A 17739-nucleotide genomic window follows, 5' to 3' on the forward strand; every position below is an offset into this window, starting at 1 on the left:
GGGAATACCGGCACCACGCGCGCGTTGAAGCGCGCTCAGTCGATCGAGATGTCCGCCAGCTTCTGCAGCGCTTCGGCATACCGGGCGCGGGTGCGCTCGATGACCTCGGCGGGCAGCTTGGGGCCGGGGGCGGTCTTGTCCCAGTCGGTGGTTTCCAGATAGTCGCGGACGATCTGCTTGTCATAGCTCGGCGGGCTGGTGCCCACTTCGTACGCATCGGCCGGCCAGTAGCGCGAGGAATCCGGGGTCAGCACTTCGTCCATGACGTAGAGACGGCCGTCGGCATCGGTGCCGAATTCGAACTTGGTGTCGGCCAGGATGATGCCGCGCTCGGCGGCATACGCGGCGGCGAACGTGTACAGCCGCAGCGTGGCCTCGCGCACCTGCTCGGCGAGATCGGCGCCAATGATGCGGACCATCGTGTCGAAATCGATGTTCTCGTCGTGGTCGCCGACGGCGGCCTTGGTCGACGGGGTGAAGATCGGCTGGGGCAGACGTTCGGCCTGGCGCAGGCCGTCGGGCAGGGCGATGCCGCTGACGCGACCGGTGCGCTGGTAATCCTTCCAGCCGCTGCCGATCAGATAGCCGCGCGCTATCGCTTCGACCGGCACCGGCTTGAGCTTCTTCGTCACCACCGCGCGCTTGGCATACAGCGCCGGGTCGACGCCTGCGGGCAACACGCTGGCGACATCGATCCCGGTCAGGTGATTGGGCATCAGCGCCGCGGTCTGTTCGAACCAGAAATTGCTGATCTGGCAGAGCATCTCGCCCTTGCCCGGAATCGGATCGGGCAGCACCACATCGAACGCGCTCAGGCGATCGGTCGCAACGATCAGCAGACACTCGTCGCCGAGGTCGAACACGTCGCGGACCTTGCCGCGGTGACGCAGGTGGAGGCCGGGGAGGTTCGCTTCGAGAAGAGTCGTCGACACGGTTGACATTTCCGGGTGGATCGCGAGCGGCCGGCAAGTGTAGTGCGAACCGCAGCGCGTTGCAGTGAGTCGCGACCACCGGCATCACGGCGGCCGGCTACACTGTCGACCATGCAACGCTGGTACGGAAAATTGCTGGGCTTCATCGCCGGATGGCTGCTGCTGCGCCACCCGGCCGGCGGCGTGATCGGCGCGATCATCGGCCACGCCTTCGATGCCGGCTGGCTCGCGCCGCGGCGTTACAAAGACCACAAGGTGTTCGGTCTGGGGCCGGAGGCGACACGCGAAGAGATCGACCAGGCCTATCGCAAGCTGATCTCGCAATATCACCCCGACCGCGTCGCCGGGGCCGCGCCTGAACTGCGCGCCCAGGCCGAGGCCCGCGCCGCAGAACTCAATGCCGCCTACGACCGCTTGCGTCGGGGCCGCGACGGCCGCAAAACCCGCCGCTGACGCGTCGCGCATATCGCGCGACCGTAGGATGGGTAGAGCGCAGCGAAACCCATCATTGCCATCCCGCCGCCCGCGACAGCAGTTCGCGGAACAACGCTGTGCGTAGCGGATGGAAGTTCGGGCGCACGGCCAAGGGCGCTGTCTACCGCTTCGATTCGCACGCGAACTGCTTAGCGCGTAAAAGCGAGGGGTTTCGCTGCGCTCTACCCATCCCACGAACGCAAAAAAGAAGCCGGCTTGCGCCGGCTTCCTGGTGTCGCAATCAATCAGGCGCGATGGATCAGAAGCGCCAGTTGACCGTGGCGCGCGCGGCGCCGTAGTCGAAGTCCTTGTCGCTGCGACGCATATCGGTGCCGGCGCGGTTGACGATCAGGAAGGGGTTGGTCGCAGGCGCGGTGCCCGGACCCGTGCGCACGCGCTGGTCGTCGGCTTCCAGGCTCGTGAACAGGTATTCCAGACCGACCGAGACGTTCTCGCCCAGCTTGCGCTCGTAACCCACGCCGGCCTGCCAGCCGAAGCCGGAGGTGTCGCCGTTGGTGGTGAACGAGTTGGCGGCGTTGCTGGTGGTGAACTCGTTGTCGATCTTGGCGTGCGCCATACCACCGGTCAGGTAGATCAGGTTCGCCGAGTCGGCGCCGAAGGCGTAACCCGAACGCAGACGCAGGGCGGCAACGCGATCGACCTTGCGGAACATCGTGTAATAGGCCGGCGTGGTGCTGAACGAGCTCACGGCATCACGGACGTCATTCGCGCCGTATTCGCCGACGACACCGAAGACCCAGCTGCCCATCTGCCAGTCGTAACCACCGCGCACGCCGTAATCGGCGCCGCCACGGTTCTTGGTGCAGCCTGCGGCCGGGGTCGCGCCCTGGGCAGCGCCATTGCACGAGCCGGGCGAGAACGCGTCGGCGCCGGCGGCGGTGCGGACGGTGTCGCCGTAGACGCGGTCGAGGTTGGTGTCGAAGACGAAGCGGTCGTCGCTGTTGTCTTCGGGGCTGTCCACGACGCCGCCGTACAGACCGACGTAGCCGCCGGTCCAGGTGTCGTCGGTGGACTGGGCAAATGCGGCGCCGGTGCTGGCGGCGAGCAGCGCGATGCTGGCGGATGCGGCGTGGATCATTTTCATGGGGTAGCTCTCCATTCTTGTTTTTGCCGGCCGAACTCTGTCGGCACGGTGCGGGGCACGGTCACCGGGGGAAGTGGCCGCGCGAGAGTGATACGCAAGTGGGCGTGAATCGGGATGCATGCACGCACCGGAAAAGTGAATGAATGCGGCGCTTCAATTCAGGCGGGTGCATGCGCAGGCAGTGCGCTTCAGCAGATCAACGGGGGCGCCGCCGCTTAGAATGTCGCGCTGCGGCCGTCAGGCCGCGCCCCACTTCACGACCTGGAATCGCATATGCAGCCCGCCGTCATCGCGCCCTCGATCCTGTCCGCGAATTTCGCCCGCCTCGGCGAGGAGGTCGACAACGTGCTCGCCGCCGGCACGGACTGGGTGCACTTCGACGTGATGGACAACCACTACGTGCCGAACCTGACGATCGGTCCGATGATCTGCGAGGCGCTGCGCAAGCACGGCGTGACCGCGCCGATCGACGTGCATTTGATGGTCGAGCCGGTGGATCGCATCGTCCCTGACTTCGCCAAGGCCGGCGCGTCGCTGATCAGCTTCCATCCCGAAGCCAGCCGCCACGTGCACCGCACGATCCAGCTGATCAAGGCCGAAGGCTGCCAGGCGGGCCTCGTACTCAATCCGGCGACGCCGATCGAAGTGCTGGACTACGTGCTCGAGGATCTCGACATGGTGCTGCTGATGTCGGTCAATCCCGGCTTCGGCGGCCAGGCCTTCATCCCGTCGACGCTCGACAAGCTGCGCCAGGTGCGCGCGCGTATCGACGCGCTCGGCAAGCCGATCCGGCTCGAGATCGATGGCGGTGTGAAGCCCGACAACATCGGCGAGATTGCCGCGGCGGGCGCCGACACCTTCGTTGCCGGCTCGGCGATCTTCGGCAAGCCGGACTACCGCGCCGTGGTCGACGCGATGCGCGCCGAAATCGCCCGCGCGACTTCGCTGCGCGCGTGAGCGCGAACGTCGTCACCTGCGATCTGTGCGACGCGCATCCGGATGCGGTGCGCGTGCTCGATCTGCCGCTGCGCGATTTCGGCGGACGGATTGCCTTCTCCGGCATCGTCAGCACCGTGCTCGCACTGGAGGACAACTCGCGCGTGCGTGAAGCGGTGGCGGAAGCCGGCGTGGGCCGTGTGCTGGTGATCGACGGCGGCGGTTCGACACGCCGTTCGATGCTCGGCGACCTGCTGGCCGAACAGGCAGTCGCCAACGGCTGGGCAGGCGTGGTGGTGCATGGCGTCATCCGCGACAGCCTCGCGATCGGCCAGCTCGATCTCGGCGTCAAGGCGCTGGGCACGGTGCCGTTGAAGACCGACAAGCGCGGGCAGGGCGTGCGCGACGTGCCGGTGTCCTTCGGCGGCGTGACGATCCGGCCCGGCGACTGGCTGGCCGCCGATGCGGATGGCGTGCTGGTGGCGGATCGACCGCTGGTCTGAGCGCTGCGCATTCGCGCGTTGTTCGCATTCCGAGGAATTGCCGGCCTGCTGCCCTCACCTCACCGTCCGCGCTGCGGACGGTTCCCCCTCTCCCGCACACGCGGGAGAGGGGCCTCGGCGTCTTCCGCTGCGCGGAAGTGCGTTTTCGCTGGAGGCTGATCCTGCCTCCGCCAGTCGTCCCTGCTATGGCCTTCCATGCTCCGGGCGTTCGATGACGTGCCGATGACACGCGTGAGGGCCGGTTAACAGCGGCGCGTGAGGCATCCGCTACGCTCCGCGCCACCTCCACCACCCGCACGACCACCCGCATGCCTGCACCGCTTTGGCGCCTGATCCTCAATGGCAAATCCGCGGGTGACGAGGCCGTGCGCACGGCAGTCGCCGCCGTCCGCGCGCGCGGCGTCCATGTCGACGTCCGGGTGACCTGGGAGGCCGGCGATGCCGAGCGCTACGCCGCCGAGGCGCTGGCCGAACCGGTCGACACGATTGTCGCCGCCGGTGGCGACGGCACTCTCAACGCTGTGGTCTCGGTGCTGGCCGCGCAGTCCGCTGATGCAGATGCGCTGCCGTCGCTGGCATTGCTGCCACTCGGCACCGCCAACGATTTCGCGACGGCCGCCGAAGTGCCCGTGCTGCCGGAAGACGCACTGGCCCTGGCGCTCGACCGGCCGGCCGTGCCGATCGACGTGCTGCGCATCGAGACCGATGACGGCGTGCATTGGTGCGCTAATCTCGGGTCCGGCGGCTTCGGCACGCAGGTGACCGTGGAAACACATGCCGGCCTGAAGAAGGTGCTCGGCGGCCTGGCGTATTTCATCACCGGACTGTCGCGCATCGGCCGCATCGAACCGCTGGAAGCGCGCATCACCGGTCCGGATTTCGCCTGGGCGGGCGGCTTCATCGCGCTGGGCATCGGCAACGGTCGCCAGGCCGGTGGCGGGCAGGCGCTCTGCCCGGATGCCTGCATCGACGACGGCCTGATCGACGTCACCATCGTCCCGGAGCTCGAAGGCGAACTCGTCAACACGCTGCGCACCGCGCTGACCGAGGGCAAGGTCGCCGCGCTCGACCAGGTGGCCGTGCGCACGCAGCTGACCGAGCTGGTCGTCGAGTCCGACACACCCCTGGTGCTGAACCTCGACGGCGAGCCCGCGCGCGCGCGGCGCTTCGCGATCACCTGCCAGCCGGGACGCCTGCGGCTGCACCTGCCGAAGGACTGTCCGCTGCTCGTCGCGTCGCCGCACCCGACCGTCTGAGGCTGTCGCGCGTTCGCGGCCGAGCCGCTACAGTAGCCGCCATGCACGCGTCTGCCCTCCCGCATTTCCGTTTGCTCGACGCCGGCTGGCGATGGTGGCGTACTGCCTCCGTTGCCCCCGTTCGTCCGACTGTCCAGGAAATGCCGCGTGATCACGCACACCGAGTTCCAGCACTACGCCGCTGAAGGCCACACCCACGTACCGGTGGTCCGCGAGGTCCTGAGCGATCTCGATACGCCGCTCTCGGTCTACCTCAAACTCGCCGACGGCCCGCACACCTATCTGTTCGAATCGGTGGAAGGCGGCGAACGCTTCGGCCGCTATTCGATCATCGGTCTGCCTGCCGAACGCGTGTACGCATTCCATGGCCACACGCTGACGGTGCGCGAGCACGGCGAGGTCATCGAGACGCGCGAGGTCGAAGATCCGTTCGCCGAAGTCGAGCGTCTGCGCACCGCGCATTCGGTGCCGCAGATCGAAGGACTGCCGGGTTTCACCGGCGGTCTGGTCGGCTGGTTCGGCTTCGAATGCATCGAGTACATCGAACCGCGTCTGCGCAACGGTCAGCGCGCCGACGTGCGCGACGAGCTCGGTACGCCCGACATCCTGCTGATGCTGAGCACCGAGGTCGCGGTGTTCGACAATCTCAAGGGCCGCCTGTATCTCGTGGTCCACGCCGACACGCGTGAACCGCAGGCCTGGCTGCGCGCGAACCGCCGTCTCGATGCGCTGACGCATCGCCTGCGTCAGGGCGGCGCCGGGTATCCGGAAACGCTGCAGCCGGCCGCGCTCGACGAATCCGATTTCGTGTCCGGCTTCACCCGCGAGGGCTTCATCGAGGCCGTCGCGAAGACCAAGGAATTCATCGCCGCTGGCGACGCCTTTCAGGTCGTGCTGTCGCAGCGCATGTCGGTGCCGTTCCAGGCGCGACCGGTCGACGTCTATCGCGCGCTGCGCGCGTTGAATCCGTCGCCCTACATGTATTTCCTCGATGTCGGCGGCACCCAGGTTGTCGGTTCGTCGCCGGAAATCCTTGTGCGATTGAAGGACGGCGAAGTCACCGTGCGCCCGATCGCCGGCACGCGTCCGCGCGGCGAGACGCCCGCGCAGGACCAGGCGCTTGAAGCCGAGCTGCTGGCCGATCCCAAGGAGCGCGCCGAACATCTGATGCTGATCGACCTGGGCCGCAACGATGTCGGCCATGTGTCGAGCGCGGGCACGGTCGAGGTCGGCGAGCGCTTCGTCATCGAACGCTACAGCCACGTCATGCACATCGTCAGCGAAGTCACCGGCCGCCTGAAGGACGGGTTGAGCTATGCCGACGTGCTGCGCGCGACGTTCCCGGCCGGCACCGTCAGCGGCGCGCCGAAAGTACGCGCGCTGGAGATCATCCGCAGCCTCGAACCGGTCAAGCGCAACGTCTATTCGGGCGCGGTCGGCTACATCGGCTGGCACGGCGACGCCGACACCGCGATCGCGATCCGCACCGCAGTGATCCAGGACGGCCGCCTCTACGTGCAGGCCGGCGCCGGCATCGTCTACGACTCGGATCCCGAAATGGAATGGGCCGAAACCATGAACAAGGGCCGCGCATTGTTTCGCGCGGTCGCGCAGGCGGCGAAGGGGCTGTGATGCAGCGCGCCGATTCTTCTTTCAACACCCGATCCGCCGGAACCGCACGATGCTGTTGATGATCGACAACTACGACAGCTTCACCTGGAATCTCGTGCAGTACCTGCAGACGCTGGGCGCCGAGGTGCGGGTGGAGCGCAACGACGCCTTGACGGTCGATGCGATCGCGAAGCTCGCGCCCGAGCGCATCGTGATCTCGCCCGGCCCGTGTACGCCGAACGAGGCAGGCGTATCGCTGGAAATCATCGAGCGTCTTGGCGCGACGACGCCGATCCTCGGCGTGTGTCTCGGGCATCAGGGCATCGGCCAGGCCTATGGCGGCAAGGTGGTCCGCGCGCAGCGGATCATGCACGGCAAGACCTCGGCGATCCGCCACGAAGGCCTCGGCGTGTTCGCCGGTCTGCCGGACGGGTACGAGGCTACGCGCTACCACTCGCTGGTCGTCGAGCAATCGTCGCTGCCGGACTGTCTCGAAGTCACCGCGTGGACCGAAAACGCGGACGGCAGCGTCGAGGAGATCATGGGGCTGCGCCATCGCAGCCATCCCGTCGAAGGCGTGCAGTTCCATCCCGAGTCGATCCTGACCGAGCATGGGCATGCGTTGTTGAAGAATTTTCTGGAGCGCTGACGCATCATCAAGATTCGCTGTTACGAACCATCGGTCTCCCCATGCCCATCACCCCACACGAAGCCCTGCAACGCACCATCGAGCACCGCGAGATCTTCCGCGACGAGATGGTCGAACTGATGCGCCAGATCATGCGCGGGGAGGTGTCCCCGCTGATGACCGCGGCGATCTTGTCCGGTCTGCGGGTCAAGAAGGAGACCGTCGACGAGATCGCCGGTGCGGCGCAGGTGATGCGCGAGTTCGCGCTGCCGGTGCCGGTCGCCGATGCGGATCGCGCGCATCTGGTGGACATCGTCGGCACCGGTGGCGACGGCGCGCACACGTTCAACATTTCGACGGCGAGCATGTTCGTCGTCGCCGCGGCAGGCGCGAAGGTGGCCAAGCACGGCAACCGCAGCGTGTCGTCGAAATCCGGCAGCGCGGACGTGCTCGAAGCACTCGGCGCGCGCATCGATCTGCAGCCCGACGACGTCGCGCGCTGCATCGCGGCCACCGGCATCGGCTTCATGTTCGCGCCGGTGCATCACCCGGCGATGCAGGCGGTCGCGCCGGTGCGCCGCGAAATGGGCGTGCGCACGATCTTCAATATTCTCGGCCCGCTGACCAATCCGGCCGGTGCGCCGAACATCCTGATGGGCGTGTTCCACCCCGATCTCGTCGGCATCCAGGTGCGCGTACTGCGCGAACTCGGCGCGCAGCGCGCGCTGGTGGTCTGGGGGCGCGACGGCATGGACGAGATCTCGCTCGGCGCCGGCACGCTGGTCGGCGAACTGCGCGACGGCGAGGTGCGCGAGTACGAGATCCACCCCGAGGACTTCGGCATCGCCATGGCCGCCAGCCGTAACCTGCGTGTGGAGAACGCCGATGAGTCGAAGACACTGGTGCGCCAGGCGCTCGACGGCACCGTCGGGCTGGCCCAGGACATCGTCTGCCTCAATGCGGGCGCGGCGCTGTACGTGGCCGGCGTGTCGGACTCGATCGCCGATGGCGTTGTACTCGCGCGCACGACCGTCGCTTCGGGTGAAGCGCTGCGCCGCCTGGACGCATTCGTCGCACAGACGCAGCACGCGCACAGCTGAATCGGAAGATTCTGGTTCCCCGCGCCCCATCGGGCGCGTATGCTGAATACGTCGCATGGATGCTGCCCTTTCGGTTGAAGAAGCGATCCCTGCATGCGTCATCCCGCATTACCCCGCCCCCCTTACCACGTCGCGATCCTCCGCTACCGCCGCAATGGCGAGGACGCGGCCGGTTACGACGAAGCGCTGCGCGACATGGTGGAAATGGCGCAACTGCAGCCCGGCTTCCTCGGCATGGAGTCGGTAGACGGCGAGGGCGGTGACGGCGTCACTTTGAGCTACTGGACCGACGAGGCCTCGATCCGCGCCTGGCGCGCGCAGGACGACCAGGGCGTGATTCGCGAAAAGGACCGGCGTGGCTGGTACGCGCATTACGCCCTGCAGATCGCGCGCGTCGAACGCGCCTACGAGTGGTCGCGCGACGAAGCCGACGATCCGGAAGCATCCGAGACCGCGTTGCCGGTCTGACGGTCGGCGCACCGTCGCCTGCGTTATCGTGGGCGGCCCTTCCAGACCGGCGCGCCGCGCTGGCCAATGGTGCAGATCTTGAACGACGTCCTGCAGCGCATCCTTGCGCGCAAACACGAAGAAGTCGCGGCACGTCGTGCCGCGTTGCCGCTGGCCGATATCGCCGCACGCGCCGCCGCTGCGCCGCCGGTGCGCGGGTTCGCGGCCGCGATCGAGGCGAAGATCGCCGCCGGCCAGGCCGCCGTGATCGCCGAGGTCAAGAAGGCCAGCCCCTCGCAGGGTGTGATCCGCGCCGACTTCCAGCCCGCCGAAATCGCGCGCAGCTACGCGGCCGGCGGCGCGGCCTGTCTGTCGGTGCTGACCGACATCGATTTCTTCCAGGGCGCCGACGACTACCTCGTGCAGGCGCGCGCAGCCTGCGCGTTGCCGGTGCTGCGCAAGGATTTCATCGTCGATCCCTGGCAGGTCTACGAGGCCCGTGCACTCGGCGCGGACTGCGTGCTGCTGATCGTCGCCGCGCTCGACGACCGCCAGCTGGTCGAGATCGCCGAGCTGGCGATGTCGATCGATCTCGACGTGCTGGTCGAAGTGCACGACATCGATGAACTCGAGCGCGCGCTGCAGGTGCCTGCGCCGCTGCTGGGCATCAACAACCGCAGCCTGCGTTCGTTCGAGGTCTCGCTCGACACCACGCTGGACCTGCGCAGTGCGGTGCCGCGCGACCGACGTCTGGTGACCGAGAGCGGCATCCATACCGCCGCCGATGTCGCGCGCATGCGCGAGGCCGGGGTCGACGCGTTCCTGGTCGGCGAAGCCTTCATGCGCGAGCCCGACCCGGGCACCGCGTTGCGCACGCTGTTCGCGATGCCGGGCGCGCCTGCGACGAGGGACGGCCGCCCGGTTGCCGACATCTCGGCAATCGCGATCGCAGCCGCAACCACGCCGGCGCCGGTGGAAACGGACACCACCAGTGCAGACACCGGCACGCCGGTCGTCGCCCAGTTGCTCAAGGACACCGCCGCGAACGACACCGTGCGCACCGTGGTCTTCGATTTCGATCACACGCTCTACGACGGCGATTCGGGCACCCATCTGTTCCGCTGGCTGATCACCCGCAGCGTCTGGCGCACCGCGCTGGCGTGTCTGGCCGCGCCGGTGCTCGGACCGATGATCGCGTCCCTGCCGACGCGGCGTTACGGCATTTCCGGATTCGTGTGGATCGGCACCGTCGGCCTGCACAGCCGCGGTGTGCTGGACCGGCTGATCGATCGCTACGTCGCCGACAACGCTGCGCAGATCAAGCTCAAGCTGCTGCCGATCGCGCTCGACGTGTTGCACGCGCATCGCGTCGCCGGCGACAACGTGGTCATCGCGACCGGCGCGCCGCCGGAGCTCGCCCGCGCGATTCTCGCGTTCGTCGCGCACGAATCCGTGCCGGTGATCGGCACCGCGGTCGGGCCGAAGTTCGGTGCGGTCGTGGCGACCCGCCACTGCCATGCCGAGGAAAAGATGCGCATGCTGCGCGAGCGCGGCTACGGCTCGATCGACATCGCGTACTCGGATTCCTCGGCCGACCTGCCGCTGCTCAAGGCCGCAAAGGCGCCGGTGGTGGTGAATCCGAAGGCGGCCAACGTCGACATGTTCCGACGCGCCTTGCCGCCGGGCACGCCGGTTCTCAATTGGGGTTGCGCCGACCGCGGCGGCGAGCCGATCGCCACGCCTGCGGCCTGAGGTTCGCAACCTGCTTGGGGTCCGTCGGCCGCGCGCGTCAGCGGACAAGCGCAGCAGGACCTTCCTGAGGTCTCAGGCCAGCAATGTGCGGCCGATCTGATAAAGGCTGATCGCCATCACCAGCAGGCCGACCGCGAGCAGCACCCAGCGCTCGCGGACGTGCTTGACGAACAGCGCGGCCAGCGGCGCGGCGATCATGCCGCCGACCAGCAGGCCGAGGATCACGTCGAGATGCTGCAGGCCCATCGTCAGGAAGAAGGTCACCGAGATCGACACGGTGACCAGGAATTCGGCCGCGTTGACGGTTCCGATCGTGGTACGCGCCGTGCCGCCGCGGGCGAGCAGGGTGGACGTGGCCACCGGACCCCAGCCGCCACCGCCGGTGGCATCGAGCAGGCCTGCGAAGAAGCCCAGCACCGGTACCCGGCGCACTTCGCCCTTGGGCATCAGCCGGCCCGCCGCGCGCAGCAGGATCACGATCGACAGGATCAGCAGGTAGGCGTAGATGAAAGGCCGGATCACGTCGCCGGGCAGTTGCGTCAGCACGTAGGCGCCGATCGCGCCGCCGAGCATGCCGGGCAGGGCGAGCCGCAGGAACAAGCGTTTGTCGACGTTGCGCATCGCCAGATGCGAGGCACCCGAAGCGCCGGTCGTGAACACCTCCGCGGTATGCACACTGGCGCTGACCGCCGCCGGCGGCACGCCCATGCTCAGCAGCACCGAGGACGACACCAGCCCGAAGGCCATGCCCAGCGCGCCGTCGATCAGCTGCGCCGCCAGGCCGACCATCACGAAGAACAGGAATTGGTCACCAAGTTCCATGCGGCAGACTCCGAAGACCCGCGCAGTCTGCAATGGACGCGTGACCGGCGCGTGTGGCCGCGAACGGTGCGCGGGTCAGATCAGGCGTCGCCGAGCCGCTTGATGAAACGCAGGGTGCCGTCGGAGAAGCCGCAGGCCTTGTAGAACGCATGCGCGTCGGCGCGCTGCGAACCGCTGACGAGTTCCAGTCGGGCCGCACCGGCGAAACGCGCGCGGCGATCGGCTTCCTTGAGCAGCTCGCGGCCCAGGCCCTTGCCTTGCGAATCGCTGGTGACGACCAGCGCGGTGATGCGGCAGGTCGTCGAGCCGAGCGGCAAGTAGTACATGAAGTCGAGTGCGATCAGGCCGCAGACCCGACCGCCGCTGCGCGCGACCACCAGCGCCTGGCGGTCGTTGTCGGTGATCAGACGGATGCGATCGCGGGCCTCGCGCTCGGTGCAGGGATAGCCCATTTCCGACAGCAGCGCGGCCACGTCGTCGGCGTCGATCACCGACGCACTGCGCAGGTCGGCGTCGGGCAGGTCGCCCCGCGGGCCGAAGTGTCCGAGGCTCATGCCGGCGCTCCTAGCGCGTGCCGAACAGCACGATGGTCTTGCCGCGGGCGGTGAGCTTGTTCTCCACCTGCAGCTTCTTAAGCACGCGCCCGGCCATCTCGCGCGAGCAGCCGACCAGCCGCGCCAGCTCCTGCCGCGAGATCCGCAGCTGGGTGCCCTGCGGATGGCTCATCGCCTCGGGTTCGCGGGTCAGGTCATGCAGGGTGCGGATGATGCGGTCGGTGACGTCGAGGAACGCCAGACGCCCGGCCTTGCGGCTGGTGTCGAGCAGGCGCCGCGAAAGCTGCGCGCCGATCGCGTACATGATCGAGGTCGCGTCGTTGGCCAGCACGCCGTCGAACAGCTGGTACAGGCGCTCGTAGCTGATCTCGGCCAGTTCGCACTGCGTACGCGTGCGCAGGATGACCTCGCGCACGTCGGACTCGATGAACAGGCCCATCTCTCCGACCAGCTCGCCGGTCCCGAAGTAGCCGAGGATCAATTCGCGACCGTCGTCTTCCTCGGTGATGATGCTGACCGAACCGCTGACGACGTAGTACAGCGTGCCGGCCGGATCACCGGGACGGAACACTTCGCTGCGCGGCGGGTAGCGGCGGCGGTGGCAGTGGGCAAGAAAGCGCTCGATGGCGGCCGGCGTGGGCGCCATCGGGTGCGGTGGGCGGGGGGCGTGAGGATTGATCAGGGCCACAGGTGTTGGTGTCATGGGCTTCGGATCGGGGGAATGCCGCAGAGTAGGCGCTCCGGCTGCCCGGGGCAAACCCGCGTGATCGGCAAGGTCGCGGCGCGCGGGTGCTTTGCCGCATAATCGCCGTTTCGCCCAACCCCCGAGGGTCGACCGCTGTGGTCAAACCGCTCCCGCGCCTGAAGCTCCAGGGTTTCAACAACCTGACCAAGGCCCTGTCGTTCAACATCTACGACGTGTGCTACGCCGCGTCGGAAGACGAGCGTCAGCGCTACATCGCGTACATCGACGAGGTGTACAACGCCGACAGGCTGACCCAGATCCTGACCGATGTCGCCGAGATCATCGGCGCGAACATCCTCAACGTCGCGCGCCAGGATTACGACCCGCAGGGCGCGTCGGTCACCATCCTCATTTCCGAGGAACCGGTGGTCGACCGCAAAGACGCGAAGGGCGTGATCTCCGACGCCGTCGTCGCGCACCTCGACAAGTCGCACATCACGGTGCACACGTATCCGGAAACCCATCCGGACAACGGCATCGCGACGTTCCGCGCCGACATCGACGTCGCCACCTGCGGCGTGATCTCGCCGCTGAAGGCGCTGAACTACCTGATCGAGAGTCTCGAGTCGGACATCGTGGTGATGGACTACCGCGTGCGCGGCTTCACCCGTGACGTGAAGGGCCGCAAGCACTACATCGACCACAAGATCAATTCGATCCAGGATTACCTGGCGAAGAACATCAAGTCGCGTTACGACGCGCTCGATGTGAACGTCTACCAGGAAAATATCTTCCACACGAAGATGCACCTGAAGGAATTCGATCTCGACCAGTACCTGTTCGAAGAGAAGGCCCGCAATCTCTCGTTCAAGGAGCGCATGAAGATCGAAGCGCGCCTGCGTCGCGAGATCGAAGAGCTCTATCACGGTCGCAATCTGATCGACTGACCGGCGCACGCTGCCGGTCGACGAAAAGGCCCCGCATTGCGGGGCCTTTTCCGTTTGCGTGAGGACTCATACCCTCACGTCTTCCGTTCTGACGTCCTCACGGCTCTACAGCCGGTACGCCACCGCCTTCATCAGGCTCGACGCGGTCGCCATCAGCGACGGCACCGGCCATGGCAGCACGCGCGCGCCGGCCTGTTCGGCGTGTTCGGCGTGGCGTGCCTCGTCTTCCTTCATCTGCTTGAGGATGTCGCGGCTGCGCTGGTCGGCTTCCGGCAACGTCTGCAGATGCTCGTCGAGGTGTGCCTCGACCTGGCGTTCGGTCTCCACGACGAAGCCGAGATTCCAGCCGTCGCCGCGCAGACCGGCCACGACACCGAGCGCATAACTGCCGCCGTACCACAGCGGGTTGAACACACTGGGGCGACTATCGAGTTCGCGCAGGCGCTGCGCGCACCAGGCCAGGTGATCGGTTTCTTCCTGTGCGGCGTCGAGCAGATGCGCGCGCGTGTCGGCCTCGCGGGCCACTGCCGCCTGGCCGAAATACAGACCTTGCGCGCAGATCTCGCCGACATGGTTGATCCGCATCAGGCCTGCGGCGTGGCGGCGCTCGGCGGCATTGAGCACGACGTCGGGCGTCTCGACAGCGGGATTGGGACGGGTGGCCGGCGGATTGCCGAACACCGTATCGAGCGCGCGCTGGGTTTCGACCAGCAAGTGGTCGACGGGATTGAAGCGGGGCCGGGGGAGGGCCATCGGGTCGGATTCCTGCAGCGCGGCAGGTGGCCGCGTCGCGTATCATTCTCGGCCCTTGCCCCATGCCGCGCCAGCGTCTGGCTGCGTACCGCCCCGCCAGCTTGCGTGGTGAAGGGCAGGCGGCTATCATTCCGCTTCTGTGTTGCACGCTTTACAACGCGAGGCGACGTTCCGCCGGCCACCGGCGAAACCAGCCCGACCAGTCACCCACCGAGTATTCCCATGAAGACCTTTATTGCCAAGAACGAGACCGTCCAGCGCGACTGGTACCTCGTCGACGCTTCCGGCAAGACCCTGGGCCGCCTGAGCGCGGAAATCGCCCACCGTCTGCGCGGCAAGCACAAGCCCGTCTACACCCCGCACGTCGACACCGGCGACTACATCATTGTGGTCAACGCCGAGAAGATCGCTGTGACCGGCAAGAAGATGACGGACAAGCTCTACCACCGTTTCACGGGCTACATCGGCAACCTGAAGACCGAAACCCTGGGCCAGGCGCTTGAGCGCCACCCGGAGCGCGTGATCGAGATCGCCGTCAAGGGCATGCTGCCGAAGAACACCCTCGGCCGCGCCATGTACCGCAAGCTCAAGGTCTACAAGGGTGCCGAGCACCCGCACGCCGCCCAGCAGCCGCAGCCCCTGGAACTCTAAGTCATGGCAATTACCCAGAATTACGGCACCGGCCGTCGCAAGTCCTCCGTCGCCCGCGTGTTCCTGCGCAAGGGCAGCGGCAAGATCACCGTCAACGATCGTCCGCTCGACGAGTTCTTCGGCCGTGAGACCGCGCGCATGATCGTGCGCCAGCCGCTCGAGCTGACCCAGAACACCGAGACGTTCGACATCCTGGTGACCACCTCCGGTGGCGGCACGACCGGCCAGGCCGGTGCGATCCGTCTCGGCATCTCGCGCGCGCTGGTCGAATACGACGAGACGCTGAAGATCGAGCTGCGCAAGGCGGGCTTCATGACCCGCGACGCACGCGAAGTCGAGCGCAAGAAGGTCGGCCTGCACAAGGCACGTCGCGCCACGCAGTTCTCGAAGCGCTGATCGCGCTTTGCCGGATCCGCGCGAATGCGTGGATCCGGTGCTGCCGAAGCTTGCGGAGCACTGCGGTTTCGGCGTTACAATATGTTCATAGCCCCGTCGCCAAGCGGTAAGGCACCTGACTCTGACTCAGGCATTCGGAGGTTCGAATCCTTCCGGGGCTGCCACATCGAAAACGAAAAAGCCCGCCGAAACGCGGGCTTTTTTGTGTCTGTCGTCTTTGGCGAGCACGCTGCAGACCATGGCGTCGCAGTCTCGAATGTCGCGTCCGGCGTCTTTGCGTTTGCGCACGCATGTCGATTGCATTCACGACGTGCCGTTCGCAGGACGACTGCATTCCACGCCTGCGCATGGCGACGCGATGCGCGCGTATCGATGCGGCTCTAGAATTCCGCGATGAACGCATTTCCGCCGCCGTATACCGCTCCCGACACCGTGGTCGACGCCTTGCGCACGCATGGCTGCGCGGTGCTCGCACCGTCGACGCTCGCCGCGCTGTGCGGCGTGCGCATCGATGACCTGGAAGCATGGCGCGCAAGCTGGGACGATCTGCCGCCCGATGCCTATCTCAAGGACGGCGGCCGCTATCGCCGGCGTCGGCACGGCTGCTTCGTGCAGCAGGGCGACACGCTCGCGCAGGTCGCGCATCGCGCGCACTGGCAGTCCGAGGATTACAACGCCCTGCACGGCGGCATGCATCGCTGGTTCGAACCGCTGGCGCCGGCACTCGCTGCCGATCCCGCGTGGACGCAGCTCGTCGCCGGACTCGGTCGCGTGTTCGCGCAGGTCCGCGACGACGGCGACTGGCATGTCGAAGCGCACCAGTTCCGCATCGACACCACCGACGGCATCGGCCGTCCCACCCCCGAAGGCGCGCACCGCGATGGTGTGGATTTCGTGGCGGTGCTGCTGGTCGGCCGCAGTGGCATCAAGGGCGGCGAGACGCGCGTGTTCGAGGCCGACGGTCCGGCCGGGCAGCGTTTCACCCTGACCGAACCGTGGGCGGTGCTGCTGCTCGACGACCATCGCGTGATCCACGAATCCACGCCGATCCAGCCGGCCGACGACACCGGTCATCGCGACACGCTGGTGCTGACGTATCGCGCAGGCGCCTTCCAGGGCGAAGACTGAGCGTCGCTGCACGCGAGTTCGTTACAATCGCAACAGATAGCCGACGCCAACCGGAGTTGCCATGAAGCTGGGTTCTTTGAAGGAGGGCGGCCGCGACGGCACCCTGATCGTCGTGTCGCGCGACCTGGGCCGCGCGGTGCGCGCCACCGGCATCGCCGCGACACTGCAGCAGGCGCTGGATGACTGGTCGAACGCCGCGCCGCGCCTCAACGCGCTGTACGAATCGCTCAATGCCGGCGACGCCGATGGCGTGTTCGATGTCGACGCTGCGCGCCTCGCGGCGCCACTGCCGCGCGCCTATGAATTCGTCGACGGCAGTGCCTACCTGCCGCACGTCGAGCGCGTGCGCCGCGCGCGTGGCGCCGAAGTGCCGGAGAGCTTCTACACCGATCCGCTGATGTACCAGGCGACCAGCGCCGGTTTCTACGGCCCGCGCGACACCGTCAAGGTGACCAGCGAAGACCATGGCATCGACCTCGAGGCCGAGATCGTCGTGATCACCGACGACGTGCCGATGGCGGTGACGCCCGAGCAGGCCGCCGGCCACATCCAGCTGATCGGTCTGGTCAACGATGTCTCCTTGCGCAATCTGATTCCCGGCGAGCTCGCGAAGGGCTTCGGCTTCCTGCAGGCCAAGCCGCGCTCGGCGCTGAGCCCGGTGTTCGTGACCCCGGATGAGCTGGGCGATGCCTGGCAGGACAACAAGCTGCACTTGCCGCTGCTCACGCACATCAACGGCGAGTGGTTCGGCGCGCCGGAAGCCGGGGTCGACATGCAATTCGATTTCTCGCAGCTGGTCGCGCACGCGGCGAAGACGCGGCCGCTGGTCGCCGGCACGATCGTCGGCTCGGGCACGATCGCCAACGAGGACACGTCGAAAGGCGCCTCGTGCTTCGCCGAGAAGCGCACCGTCGAGACGCTGGAGCAGGGCGCACCGAAGACGCCGTTCATGACGTTCGGCGACACCGTGCGGATCGAAATGCTGGACGCCGAGGGCGTGAGCATCTTCGGCGCGATCGAGCAGGTGATCGAACGCCAGGCGCTGCCGGAGTAACATCG

20 protein-coding genes, 1 tRNA gene and 1 pseudogene are annotated in these 17739 nt (G+C 67.1%); 16 read left to right on the forward strand and 6 right to left on the reverse strand.

Annotation, left to right across the window (positions count from 1 at the left end):
* Positions 1-35: 35 nt before the first annotated feature.
* Positions 36-932, reverse strand: a complete 897-nt coding sequence (locus LU699_RS11755) for a phosphoribosylaminoimidazolesuccinocarboxamide synthase (RefSeq protein WP_232137984.1) — start codon at positions 930-932, stop codon at positions 36-38.
* A gap of 111 nt (positions 933-1043) precedes the next feature.
* Between LU699_RS11755 and LU699_RS11760 the strand changes: the two genes are divergently transcribed.
* Positions 1044-1385: a J domain-containing protein gene (locus tag LU699_RS11760; protein ID WP_232137983.1), complete on the forward strand. Its 342-nt coding sequence runs from the start codon at positions 1044-1046 to the stop codon at positions 1383-1385.
* A gap of 280 nt (positions 1386-1665) precedes the next feature.
* Here LU699_RS11760 and LU699_RS11765 read toward each other — a convergent pair whose 3' ends face one another.
* Positions 1666-2511, reverse strand: a complete 846-nt coding sequence (locus LU699_RS11765) for an outer membrane protein (RefSeq protein ID WP_232137982.1) — start codon at positions 2509-2511, stop codon at positions 1666-1668.
* 273 nt (positions 2512-2784) lie between these two features.
* On the opposite strand from LU699_RS11765, the gene rpe reads away from it, so the two are divergent.
* The 9 genes and pseudogenes from rpe (at position 2785) to LU699_RS11810 (ending at position 10744) form a co-directional block, all read left to right on the forward strand.
* On the forward strand, positions 2785-3468 hold the full coding sequence (gene rpe / locus LU699_RS11770; RefSeq protein WP_232137981.1) for a ribulose-phosphate 3-epimerase: 684 nt from the start codon (positions 2785-2787) through the stop codon (positions 3466-3468).
* Positions 3465-3950 carry a ribonuclease E activity regulator RraA gene (rraA, locus tag LU699_RS11775; RefSeq protein WP_232137980.1) on the forward strand — a complete coding sequence of 162 codons (486 nt, stop codon included), beginning with the start codon at positions 3465-3467 and terminating at the stop codon, positions 3948-3950. The genes rpe and rraA overlap by 4 nt, the downstream gene beginning before the upstream one ends.
* 308 nt (positions 3951-4258) lie before the next feature.
* On the forward strand, positions 4259-5206 hold the full coding sequence (yegS, locus tag LU699_RS11780) for a lipid kinase YegS (protein ID WP_232137979.1): 948 nt from the start codon (positions 4259-4261) through the stop codon (positions 5204-5206).
* A gap of 147 nt (positions 5207-5353) precedes the next feature.
* On the forward strand, positions 5354-6838 hold the full coding sequence (trpE, locus tag LU699_RS11785) for an anthranilate synthase component I (protein WP_232137978.1): 1485 nt from the start codon (positions 5354-5356) through the stop codon (positions 6836-6838).
* A gap of 49 nt (positions 6839-6887) precedes the next feature.
* On the forward strand, positions 6888-7466 hold the full coding sequence (locus tag LU699_RS11790; protein ID WP_232137977.1) for an anthranilate synthase component II: 579 nt from the start codon (positions 6888-6890) through the stop codon (positions 7464-7466).
* Between the two features lie 41 nt (positions 7467-7507).
* Positions 7508-8545 carry an anthranilate phosphoribosyltransferase gene (trpD, locus tag LU699_RS11795; protein ID WP_232137975.1) on the forward strand — a complete coding sequence of 346 codons (1038 nt, stop codon included), beginning with the start codon at positions 7508-7510 and terminating at the stop codon, positions 8543-8545.
* Positions 8546-8638: 93 nt separating this feature from the next.
* The gene (locus LU699_RS11800) at positions 8639-9013 is read left to right on the forward strand and encodes an antibiotic biosynthesis monooxygenase family protein (RefSeq protein ID WP_232137973.1); all 375 of its coding nucleotides are present in this window, start codon (positions 8639-8641) and stop codon (positions 9011-9013) included.
* A gap of 78 nt (positions 9014-9091) precedes the next feature.
* Positions 9092-9874: pseudogene (trpC, locus tag LU699_RS11805) on the forward strand (indole-3-glycerol phosphate synthase TrpC); the annotation flags it as partial.
* A gap of 141 nt (positions 9875-10015) precedes the next feature.
* Complete coding sequence (locus tag LU699_RS11810; protein WP_232138067.1) at positions 10016-10744, forward strand: haloacid dehalogenase-like hydrolase; 729 nt, start codon at positions 10016-10018, stop codon at positions 10742-10744.
* Positions 10745-10816: 72 nt separating this feature from the next.
* Here LU699_RS11810 and LU699_RS11815 read toward each other — a convergent pair whose 3' ends face one another.
* The 3 genes from LU699_RS11815 to crp form a co-directional block, all read right to left on the reverse strand.
* A complete protein-coding gene (locus tag LU699_RS11815) occupies positions 10817-11566 on the reverse strand; it encodes a sulfite exporter TauE/SafE family protein (RefSeq protein WP_232137972.1) in 750 nt (249 codons plus the stop codon).
* 80 nt (positions 11567-11646) lie between these two features.
* A complete protein-coding gene (locus LU699_RS11820) occupies positions 11647-12120 on the reverse strand; it encodes a GNAT family N-acetyltransferase (protein ID WP_232137971.1) in 474 nt (157 codons plus the stop codon).
* 10 nt (positions 12121-12130) lie between these two features.
* Positions 12131-12766: a cAMP-activated global transcriptional regulator CRP gene (crp, locus tag LU699_RS11825; RefSeq protein ID WP_232137970.1), complete on the reverse strand. Its 636-nt coding sequence runs from the start codon at positions 12764-12766 to the stop codon at positions 12131-12133.
* Between the two features lie 194 nt (positions 12767-12960).
* On the opposite strand from crp, the gene speD reads away from it, so the two are divergent.
* Entirely contained in the window at positions 12961-13752 is a 792-nt protein-coding gene (gene speD, locus LU699_RS11830) for an adenosylmethionine decarboxylase (RefSeq protein WP_232137969.1), read from the forward strand.
* Between the two features lie 105 nt (positions 13753-13857).
* Here speD and coq7 read toward each other — a convergent pair whose 3' ends face one another.
* On the reverse strand, positions 13858-14505 hold the full coding sequence (gene coq7 / locus LU699_RS11835; RefSeq protein WP_232137968.1) for a 2-polyprenyl-3-methyl-6-methoxy-1,4-benzoquinone monooxygenase: 648 nt from the start codon (positions 14503-14505) through the stop codon (positions 13858-13860).
* Between the two features lie 222 nt (positions 14506-14727).
* Between coq7 and rplM the strand changes: the two genes are divergently transcribed.
* The 5 genes from rplM to LU699_RS11860 all read left to right on the forward strand — a co-directional run bounded on the left by rplM (position 14728) and on the right by LU699_RS11860 (position 17734).
* Positions 14728-15156, forward strand: a complete 429-nt coding sequence (gene rplM / locus LU699_RS11840) for a 50S ribosomal protein L13 (RefSeq protein WP_159677749.1) — start codon at positions 14728-14730, stop codon at positions 15154-15156.
* 3 nt (positions 15157-15159) lie between these two features.
* Positions 15160-15552, forward strand: coding sequence for a 30S ribosomal protein S9 (gene rpsI / locus LU699_RS11845; protein WP_232137967.1), 393 nt, complete (start codon positions 15160-15162; stop codon positions 15550-15552).
* Between the two features lie 89 nt (positions 15553-15641).
* Positions 15642-15716: transfer RNA gene (locus LU699_RS11850), tRNA-Gln, on the forward strand.
* Positions 15717-15945: 229 nt separating this feature from the next.
* Positions 15946-16680 (forward strand): 2OG-Fe dioxygenase family protein, encoded by a 735-nt coding sequence (locus LU699_RS11855; RefSeq protein ID WP_232137966.1) that lies wholly within the window; start codon positions 15946-15948, stop codon positions 16678-16680.
* Positions 16681-16741: 61 nt separating this feature from the next.
* Positions 16742-17734, forward strand: a complete 993-nt coding sequence (locus LU699_RS11860) for a fumarylacetoacetate hydrolase family protein (protein ID WP_232137964.1) — start codon at positions 16742-16744, stop codon at positions 17732-17734.
* The last annotated feature ends 5 nt before the right edge of the window (positions 17735-17739 follow it).

The organism is Luteimonas fraxinea (genome assembly GCF_021233355.1).
Taxonomy (GTDB): Bacteria; Pseudomonadota; Gammaproteobacteria; order Xanthomonadales; family Xanthomonadaceae; genus Luteimonas; species Luteimonas fraxinea.

Coding starts and splice junctions, on each gene's coding strand:
- LU699_RS11760 (WP_232137983.1), top strand. CDS start 1,044: ATGCAACGCTGGTACGGAAAATTGCTGGGCTTCATCGCCGGATGGCTG.
- LU699_RS11765 (WP_232137982.1), bottom strand. CDS start 2,511: ATGAAAATGATCCACGCCGCATCCGCCAGCATCGCGCTGCTCGCCGCC.
- rpe (WP_232137981.1), top strand. CDS start 2,785: ATGCAGCCCGCCGTCATCGCGCCCTCGATCCTGTCCGCGAATTTCGCC.
- yegS (WP_232137979.1), top strand. CDS start 4,259: ATGCCTGCACCGCTTTGGCGCCTGATCCTCAATGGCAAATCCGCGGGT.
- LU699_RS11790 (WP_232137977.1), top strand. CDS start 6,888: ATGCTGTTGATGATCGACAACTACGACAGCTTCACCTGGAATCTCGTG.
- trpD (WP_232137975.1), top strand. CDS start 7,508: ATGCCCATCACCCCACACGAAGCCCTGCAACGCACCATCGAGCACCGC.
- LU699_RS11800 (WP_232137973.1), top strand. CDS start 8,639: ATGCGTCATCCCGCATTACCCCGCCCCCCTTACCACGTCGCGATCCTC.
- LU699_RS11815 (WP_232137972.1), bottom strand. CDS start 11,566: ATGGAACTTGGTGACCAATTCCTGTTCTTCGTGATGGTCGGCCTGGCG.
- LU699_RS11820 (WP_232137971.1), bottom strand. CDS start 12,120: ATGAGCCTCGGACACTTCGGCCCGCGGGGCGACCTGCCCGACGCCGAC.
- crp (WP_232137970.1), bottom strand. CDS start 12,766: ATGGCGCCCACGCCGGCCGCCATCGAGCGCTTTCTTGCCCACTGCCAC.
- coq7 (WP_232137968.1), bottom strand. CDS start 14,505: ATGGCCCTCCCCCGGCCCCGCTTCAATCCCGTCGACCACTTGCTGGTC.
- rplM (WP_159677749.1), top strand. CDS start 14,728: ATGAAGACCTTTATTGCCAAGAACGAGACCGTCCAGCGCGACTGGTAC.
- rpsI (WP_232137967.1), top strand. CDS start 15,160: ATGGCAATTACCCAGAATTACGGCACCGGCCGTCGCAAGTCCTCCGTC.
- LU699_RS11855 (WP_232137966.1), top strand. CDS start 15,946: ATGAACGCATTTCCGCCGCCGTATACCGCTCCCGACACCGTGGTCGAC.
- LU699_RS11860 (WP_232137964.1), top strand. CDS start 16,742: ATGAAGCTGGGTTCTTTGAAGGAGGGCGGCCGCGACGGCACCCTGATC.